Origin of the sequence: Candidatus Thiosymbion oneisti, from assembly GCF_900092655.1 — a bacterium.
Lineage (GTDB): Bacteria > Pseudomonadota > Gammaproteobacteria > Chromatiales > Chromatiaceae > Thiosymbion > Thiosymbion oneisti.
This window is the reverse complement of the sequence record NZ_FLUY01000736.1, coordinates 1-6798: the sequence shown is the minus strand read 5'-3', so window position 1 is coordinate 6798 and position 6798 is coordinate 1. Positions and strand designations below refer to the sequence as shown.

Below are 6798 nucleotides of genomic sequence, written 5' to 3'. Positions count from 1 at the left end.
AGATGCGAGGCGCGCGAGCGCAGGAATAGCCGGTCCTCTTTCAAGCTCGCGCAACAACGCAGCTGGTCGCTTCTCGCTGCGCCCGAAGGGAGCCCCCCAAACACGCCAAGGCGGCGTTTTCAACACTGAAGGCTCATATGGATAGAAAAATGTTACAGAAACCAAGGAAAGTCTTTGTAATCAGCGTTAGTGCCTATTTCGGCCTGGCGCTCTGTTATGTTTTTTCGGTCATTGCCACCGTACCTTACCCGGAGTCCATAAGGGCTTTAATAAATCAACCCAATCACAGCCTATTCGCTTTGATTGTTCTTCCATGGGCTGCAGGCTTGTTTGCAATTTCCATAAAACCGGAGATATTCAGTAAAAAATATATATTCGGGCACACCATTCTGTTGATAATCCTGTCGATTATTCTGTTGCTTATCAATGCCGATGCCCAGGAAAAGGGACCGCCGCACCTCCCCTTCCAACTGCAGCACCCGAACCGCAATGCCTTGCAGAAATCGGTACAGTGTGCCGAAACACAGCGCAGAAATGTTTTAGACGATAAGATAAAACCCGAAGCGGCCATATCCGGATATAAAAAGTGTGTGGCGGCGAACTTAGGGATTACTGAAAGCGACGTACAGAGATTCAATGGAACTGCCGATTTTCTGGCCAGAGGATCCGTGGTAGCCTATGTGGATTATATCTATACTGCATCCGCCGCAATGTTCGGCACCCTCTATTTTTGGTATTTATTCTTTCTAAGATTTTCAAGACAGTCCATAACTCCCCAAATGAAAGATCAATTGCTTTTAGTGTACATGTTCCTTTTAGTCTGGGTACCGACCAGGATCTATTCGATTTGGCATGAGAGCTTTTTTTCCATTCCGGATGTGGGGCATAGTCTACCGGTAGTGGGTTTTGCCGGTGCATCGTCATTAGTTCTGTTGTTACTGATATTCAGACCAGGCCCGATCATGATCGTGGTTTCGGTAACGCAGGCTGTCTTATCATCTGCGGTGGGAATTATAGGAATAATCAATCCCAGTTACTTTCGATTATTGGGTACAATATTCAACGACATGAATATATATAGCTTCCTTGCCATAGAGCTTGCTGCTTTGTTGACCCTAATGGCAATAGTATCGCAATATTTTGATTTTTTTAATGATAACGAAAATCAAAATTCATTGTAATCATGATGGTCATCGCTCGGATCAAGCAAGCCAATCCGGAATCCGGTATCGATGAGGATGTTATCACTCAATGCCATCTTCCTCTTCTGAACCTCCCCCGGCGTATCCTGCCCACAGGGCACGTTGTCTCGTTCCCACGCGCCGCGTGGGAACGCGAAAGCTCCGCGCCGCGGAGGGCTCCATGCGTGAGAATCCGTAGGTAAAAGCCATATTTTCCTATGCTCAATGTCATTGAGCACTACTTTTTTGCGTGCTTTGCGTCTTTGCGGTTCAAACGCTTCCCGCAGCCTCATCGGTGCCGGGTGAGTCGAGTCGGTGGGCACAGCCCACCCTACCGGTCCCGGCAGGATCCCCAGGGGAAAATCAGCCGCAAATCGACGCAAATGGACCCGGAACCGTCGATAGATGGCGGACCGATCCTGCTCGGAAGGTGCGCCTAACCCGACCTACCACTGAACTTTTTTGCCGCAAATGAACGCGAATCAACGCAAATCGGTCGCAATCGGTTTGCCCTCGTCGAGGCTGCTCGGCCCGCCAACGGGCCAATTGGTCGTGGTGATTTTTCAAGTCTTGTAGGTCGGGTCAGGCGCGCCTTTCGGTGGTGGGGGATGCAAATACCTTCGAACGCGCCCTAGCCCGACATTCGATGGTGCGCACCGGCTTGCTCCGTAGAAGATGCGGATCCAATCGAAGCCAATGCCACTAAGTTAACTGTTGGCCGCTTGCCGTGGTGGGTCGGAATACGCAAGAGAAAACGACGAAGCGCGTAGGGCGGGACAGGCCATGGACGGCTGCATCCCGCCTGTGATCGGGTGCGTCGCCCATGCCGATGTCCCGAACGTGCTTTGCTGTATGCCCGTATTCCCTAAACACAGCCAGAGTCGAGTGCGGCATATTGGCATCCAGCAGAAACTTCATGCCGTGCCCGGTAGTGGGTGAAAAGATTCCTCCTCGACCAGGGCGCCGGCGAATGCGAGTGCAGCCCGAATGTCCTCTTGCAATAAGCCATATTCTCGCTGGACTTCTTCAAAGCTCATACCCCCTGCCAGGCTTCCGACGACGATGGCGACCGGCACTCGGGTACCTGCAATGACGGGTTTGCCATGACAGATAGTCGGGTCGATCAGGATTCGATCATCCCATTCCATGTTGCAGACCTCTTTGGCATAAGTGTTGGGTCCCGGATAACTCAATACCATTAAGTTAGGCGTTACCGGTCGGCAAAGTAAGCGAAAAAACGACGCATCACGCGAATCCTCACGAATGGATTCGCGCGCTTCGTAGTTTTCTCTTTCGTATTCCGACCCACCACGACAAGCGGCCAACAGCTAACTTAATGGCATTGCCGGACAACTTACCATCGGTAAAGAACCTTGTTATCTTTCAGACCCTTACTGTCAGAACAACCGAATGATAAATCTTTCAAAGTCAATTCTCCACGCCCCCCGAGTCTCCGCGGTTCAAATAAACAGGGGACCTCTGCGTCCTTTGCGCCCTTGCGGTTCCGTAGCCCATAATGATCCCCGACCATGAGCTGGATCGAGCTTGCGGCCTATCTGGGCACCGGTGTCTGTGCCGGGTTGATCGCCGGGCTGCTGGGGGTCGGGGGCGGTGTCGTCGTGGTACCTGCGTTGGTCTGGATCTTCTCCGGGGCGGGATTTGCCGCGGACTGGAGCTTCCACCTCGCCGTGGGGACCTCGCTTGCGACCCTTATCGGGACCGGCAGCGCATCGGCCTATTCGCACCACCGGCGTGGTACCGTGCGCTGGGATCTGGTCCGCATCCTGGCGCCATGGTTAGTCATCGGCGCTTGGATCGGTTCGGCCGGCGCCGGGCTCCTGGACGCGACCTGGCTGCGGCGCATTTTCGGGCTCTTTCAACTCTATGTGGGCCTGGACATGCTGTTCAAACGCGCCCAAGTTGGGGCCCATAAGCTGCCGAGCAGGCCGGCGCTGGGTCTGATCGCTACCGGAATCGGCTCCCTCTCGGCACTGTTAGGCATCGCCGGCGGGACCCTTACGGTGCCCTTCCTGACCCGCTCGGGCCTGGATATCCGCCGGGCGGTCGCGACCGCCGCCGCATGCGGGCCATCCATCGCCTTGGCCGGGGTCCTGGGGTTCATGGTGGTGGGTTGGGGACATGCGGGGCTGCCCCCCGGCAGCACGGGCTTCGTCTACTGGCCGGCGGTGGCCGGCATCCTGCTCACCAGTATGCCGTCCGCCCCTATCGGGGCGCGCCTTGCCCATACCCTCCCGTTACCGGTGCTCAAGCGGATCTTTGCCGTGCTGGTACTGATAGTGGCGGCAAAGCTGCTCTGGGGATGACGGAACCCGGTACGGGGGAACCCAGTGAACCGCATCCGGCCTCCAGCTACCAGTCGCCGGCCTCCAGCCACTGGCAGCTGGCGACTGGTAACTGGCGACTAAAGCTGCTTGCGCGCACACTGGGCACAGGTCCCCAACAGCTCGACGACCGGGCGTCTGGTCTCGAAACCGATCGCCATCGCAGCGGAGCGCAGGCTTTGCATAACGGCCTGGTTCTCCAGCTCCGCCACGTCACCGCAAGCGGCGCAGATCAGGAACTGGCCGGCATGGGGATGATCCGGATGGGTGCAACCGACAAAGGCATGCAGGCTCTCCAGCTTGTGCGCCAGGCCCTGCTCGAGCAGAAAGTCCAACGCCCGATAGACGGTCGGCGGGGCCGGGTTGCGGATGCCGGCCCGCATCCGATCCAGGAGCTCGTAGGCGCTCAAGGGCGTGTCGGACGCCCACAGCAGCTCCAACACGGTGCGCCGCTGCGTGGTCAGCTTGGCCCCGCGTTCGGCGCAGCGCTGCTCGGCGCGGCGCAGGACCTCGGCGAATTTCTGCTTATCCAACCACCTTGCCCCCGGTCGCGGCGGTGACGACGGACGCCCGTGCCCGCCGGCGTGCGCGGGACTGGGTGAATAGCGCGGAGACGATGTATAGGGCGCCCGCCAGCAAGATGATCACGGGGCCGACCGGCAGATCGGGCCCGTAGGACAGGGCCAGTCCCAGGGTGCTCACCAGACTGCCGAGCAGCGTGGCGAGCAGCATCATGGCACCCAGGGAATGGACATAGTGGCCGGCGACGGCGGCGGGCAGGGTCAGGAGCGCCAGGACCAGGATCAGGCCCACCACCCGGATCAGGAGCACCACGGTGAGGGCGACCAACACCAACAGCAGCAGATAGAAGAAGGTCACCGGGATGCCGCGCAGCCGGGCGAGCTCCTCGTCGAAGACGACGGCGAGAAACTGGCGGTGGTAGGCGCCGACGATACTCAGCAGCAGGGCGTCCAGGGCGACCATGAACCATAGGCTCGCCTGCGGTACCAACAGGATATTGCCGAACAGATAGCTCATGAGGTCGGTCTGATAGCCCGGCGTCTTGGCGATGAACAGGATGCCTACCGCCATTCCGATCGCCCACAGGGCGCCGATCAAGGTGTCCTCCTGCGCCTTCCATCGGAGCCGCACCCAACCCATCAGCAGGGCCGCAGCAACGGCAGCCACCAGGGCCCCGCCCAAGGGATCGGATCCGAAGTACAGGGCTGCCCCCATACCGCCCAGGACGGAGTGCGCGATGCCGCCGGCGAGAAACGCGATGCGCTTCACCACCACATAGGTCCCCATGACGCCGCAGCCGATGCTGGCCAGCAGCCCGGCAATCAAGGCCGATTGCAGGAACTCGTGCTCCGCCAGGGCAGCGAAGAACGCCGTCATGCATCAATGCCGGTGCGCCACCATGCGCACCTGCTCCCCGTACAGGTCTTGGATGACCTGACCGTCGATGACGTCCGTGCGATGACAGACCAAGGTTCGATTGACGCACGCGACCTGCGTGACATAGCTGCAGATGAAGCCCACGTCGTGGGAGACGACCAGGATCGTCATACGCGCGTTCAATTGCTTCAGCAAATCGAAGATGTCGCTCTCCAGGCGCAGATCGATGCTCGCCGTCGGCTCATCGAGAAGCATGACCGTGGGCTCGGAGACCAGGGCCCGCGCCAGCAGCACCCGTTGCAGTTGCCCGCCGGACAGACTGCCAATCCGGCGCCCGGCCAGGTCCGCCGCCGCGACCTCTTCCAAGGCCCGCCGGGCGGCCTGCCGCTCGGCCTTGCCCAGGGCGCCCGGTGCCAAGGCGCCCAACCAGCCGGGCCGCGAACGGCGACCCAGGCACCCCAGCAGCACCGCCTGCTCCACGGTAATCGGAAAATCCCTGGGGAAGCCGGGGTACTGGGGGACATAGCCGAGCCGTCGCGTCGCCGCGCGCGGGCGCTCTCCCAGGACGACAATCTCGCCGGACTGGGGCTCGAGCAGCCCCAGAATGAGCTTGAGCAGCGTGCTCTTGCCGCCGGCATTCGGGCCGATAATGCCGAGAAACTCGCCCTCCGCGACTTGGAGACTGACGGCTTCGAGCACCGGCGCTGCGCCGTAAGAGAAACTCAGGTCCCGGAGTTCGATGACGGCCTGCGGCGACCTCATCTTGCGACGGCCCCCGTGATCTGGCGGGCGACCCGGCGCAAGTTGGCGGCATAATCGGCAGCCAGCGGATCGATGGCTACCACCCGCCCGCCGATGGCGCGGGCGACCTGCTCGGCGGATCTTCGGGAAAACTGGGGCTGGACGAAGACGACCTTCACCTGCTCGCGCCTGGCCTGCTCGATCAGGGCCGTCAGGGCCCGGGGTCCCGGCTCCTTGCCCTCCCGCTCGATCGGTATCTGGACCAGGCCGTAGGTAGCGGCGAAGTAGCTCCAGGCCGGGTGGAAGACCATGAACTTGCGATTACGCAGCGGCTCCAGCAGGGTCCGGAGCTCCCGGTCCAGGGCCTCGAGCTCAGCGACGTAGGCAGCGTGGTTGCGGGCGAAATCCGCCGCGTGTGCCGGGTCCAGCTCGGCGAGCCTGGCGCGGATCACCCCGGCCAAGTGCTTGACCAGCGGTGGGCTGGTCCACACATGGGGGTCGGATGCATGGTGATGCGCATGATCCGCTGCCTGGCCGTGGCGGTCCTGGTGCCGATCATGACCTGACGGGCCCTGCGCATCGCCATCGCCGTCGTGCCCCTGGGCCTCCAGCTCACGCCGGTCGATGCCGCTACGGACATCGAGTATCTGCATGGCGGGATTGGCGGAACGGATGCGCTCCATCCAGGCATCCTCGAACGGCACCCCGGCCCGCACATACAGCACGGCCTTTGCCAGCGCACTGATCTGTTGCGGCGTCGGATCATAGGTGTGGGGGTTGTAACCCGGTCGCACCATCGCACGCGCATCCACGTGCTCGCCGCCGACCCTTTCGACGCAGGTCCGGATCGGCACCACACTGGCAAAGACGCGCAAGGGCTCGGCCCGGCCGACGGCTGGGCCGACGGCGGAAACTAGCAACAGAAGCAGCAAGGTATAACGCATCGGCTGGATTCCGGTTCTCGCAGACTGGTAGGCACCGGCCGTGTCAACCTGGCTGGGGTCGCACCCACCGGCGGCAGCGGTCGCGAAAGAATATAACATAACAATATCATGCGAAGGCCCTTTATGGATTCCGGACTGCTTTGGAGTGCGCCGGCAAAGCGGCGCGACCGCATCGAACCTCAGCGACGGGGG

At 60.7% G+C, this 6798-nt stretch carries 8 protein-coding genes; 2 read left to right on the top strand and 6 right to left on the bottom strand.

Translation table 11 applies throughout. From position 1 onward, the window contains the following. Window positions 1-137 precede the first annotated feature (137 nt). Window positions 138-1181 (top strand): hypothetical protein, encoded by a 1044-nt coding sequence (locus tag BQ17_RS07970; RefSeq protein WP_089725939.1) that lies wholly within the window; start codon window positions 138-140, stop codon window positions 1179-1181. A 702-nt stretch (window positions 1182-1883) separates the two neighbouring features. Here BQ17_RS07970 and BQ17_RS24050 read toward each other — a convergent pair. Both BQ17_RS24050 and BQ17_RS07960 read right to left on the bottom strand, forming a co-directional pair. Continuing rightward, window positions 1884-2075: a hypothetical protein gene (locus tag BQ17_RS24050; RefSeq protein ID WP_369406464.1), complete on the bottom strand. Its 192-nt coding sequence runs from the start codon at window positions 2073-2075 to the stop codon at window positions 1884-1886. A gap of 20 nt (window positions 2076-2095) precedes the next feature. Then, window positions 2096-2329 (bottom strand): DUF433 domain-containing protein, encoded by a 234-nt coding sequence (locus tag BQ17_RS07960; RefSeq protein WP_089725941.1) that lies wholly within the window; start codon window positions 2327-2329, stop codon window positions 2096-2098. Window positions 2330-2710: 381 nt separating this feature from the next. Between BQ17_RS07960 and BQ17_RS07955 the strand changes: the two genes are divergently transcribed. Then, the gene (locus BQ17_RS07955; RefSeq protein WP_089725935.1) at window positions 2711-3505 is read left to right on the top strand and encodes a sulfite exporter TauE/SafE family protein; all 795 of its coding nucleotides are present in this window, start codon (window positions 2711-2713) and stop codon (window positions 3503-3505) included. A 98-nt stretch (window positions 3506-3603) separates the two neighbouring features. Here the strand turns inward: BQ17_RS07955 and BQ17_RS07950 are convergent, their stop codons facing one another. Genes BQ17_RS07950 through BQ17_RS07935 form a run of 4 tightly spaced genes read right to left on the bottom strand, consistent with a single transcriptional unit; the run spans window position 3604 to window position 6606 of the window. Further along, the gene (locus BQ17_RS07950; RefSeq protein WP_089725933.1) at window positions 3604-4056 is read right to left on the bottom strand and encodes a Fur family transcriptional regulator; all 453 of its coding nucleotides are present in this window, start codon (window positions 4054-4056) and stop codon (window positions 3604-3606) included. After that, window positions 4049-4921: a metal ABC transporter permease gene (locus BQ17_RS07945; protein WP_089725931.1), complete on the bottom strand. Its 873-nt coding sequence runs from the start codon at window positions 4919-4921 to the stop codon at window positions 4049-4051. Before BQ17_RS07945 ends, BQ17_RS07950 begins: the two co-directional genes overlap by 8 nt. A gap of 3 nt (window positions 4922-4924) precedes the next feature. Further along, window positions 4925-5683: a metal ABC transporter ATP-binding protein gene (locus BQ17_RS07940; protein WP_089725929.1), complete on the bottom strand. Its 759-nt coding sequence runs from the start codon at window positions 5681-5683 to the stop codon at window positions 4925-4927. Further along, window positions 5680-6606: a metal ABC transporter solute-binding protein, Zn/Mn family gene (locus BQ17_RS07935; RefSeq protein WP_089725927.1), complete on the bottom strand. Its 927-nt coding sequence runs from the start codon at window positions 6604-6606 to the stop codon at window positions 5680-5682. The genes BQ17_RS07940 and BQ17_RS07935 overlap by 4 nt, the downstream gene beginning before the upstream one ends. Window positions 6607-6798: the final 192 nt, after the last annotated feature.

What these genes read in the sequence shown, in the direction of transcription:
- BQ17_RS07970 (WP_089725939.1), top strand. Translation starts at nt 138, where the DNA reads ATGGATAGAAAAATGTTACAGAAACCAAGGAAAGTCTTTGTAATCAGC.
- BQ17_RS24050 (WP_369406464.1), bottom strand. Translation starts at nt 2,075, where the DNA reads ATGCCGCACTCGACTCTGGCTGTGTTTAGGGAATACGGGCATACAGCA.
- BQ17_RS07960 (WP_089725941.1), bottom strand. Translation starts at nt 2,329, where the DNA reads ATGGAATGGGATGATCGAATCCTGATCGACCCGACTATCTGTCATGGC.
- BQ17_RS07955 (WP_089725935.1), top strand. Translation starts at nt 2,711, where the DNA reads ATGAGCTGGATCGAGCTTGCGGCCTATCTGGGCACCGGTGTCTGTGCC.
- BQ17_RS07945 (WP_089725931.1), bottom strand. Translation starts at nt 4,921, where the DNA reads ATGACGGCGTTCTTCGCTGCCCTGGCGGAGCACGAGTTCCTGCAATCG.
- BQ17_RS07940 (WP_089725929.1), bottom strand. Translation starts at nt 5,683, where the DNA reads ATGAGGTCGCCGCAGGCCGTCATCGAACTCCGGGACCTGAGTTTCTCT.
- BQ17_RS07935 (WP_089725927.1), bottom strand. Translation starts at nt 6,606, where the DNA reads ATGCGTTATACCTTGCTGCTTCTGTTGCTAGTTTCCGCCGTCGGCCCA.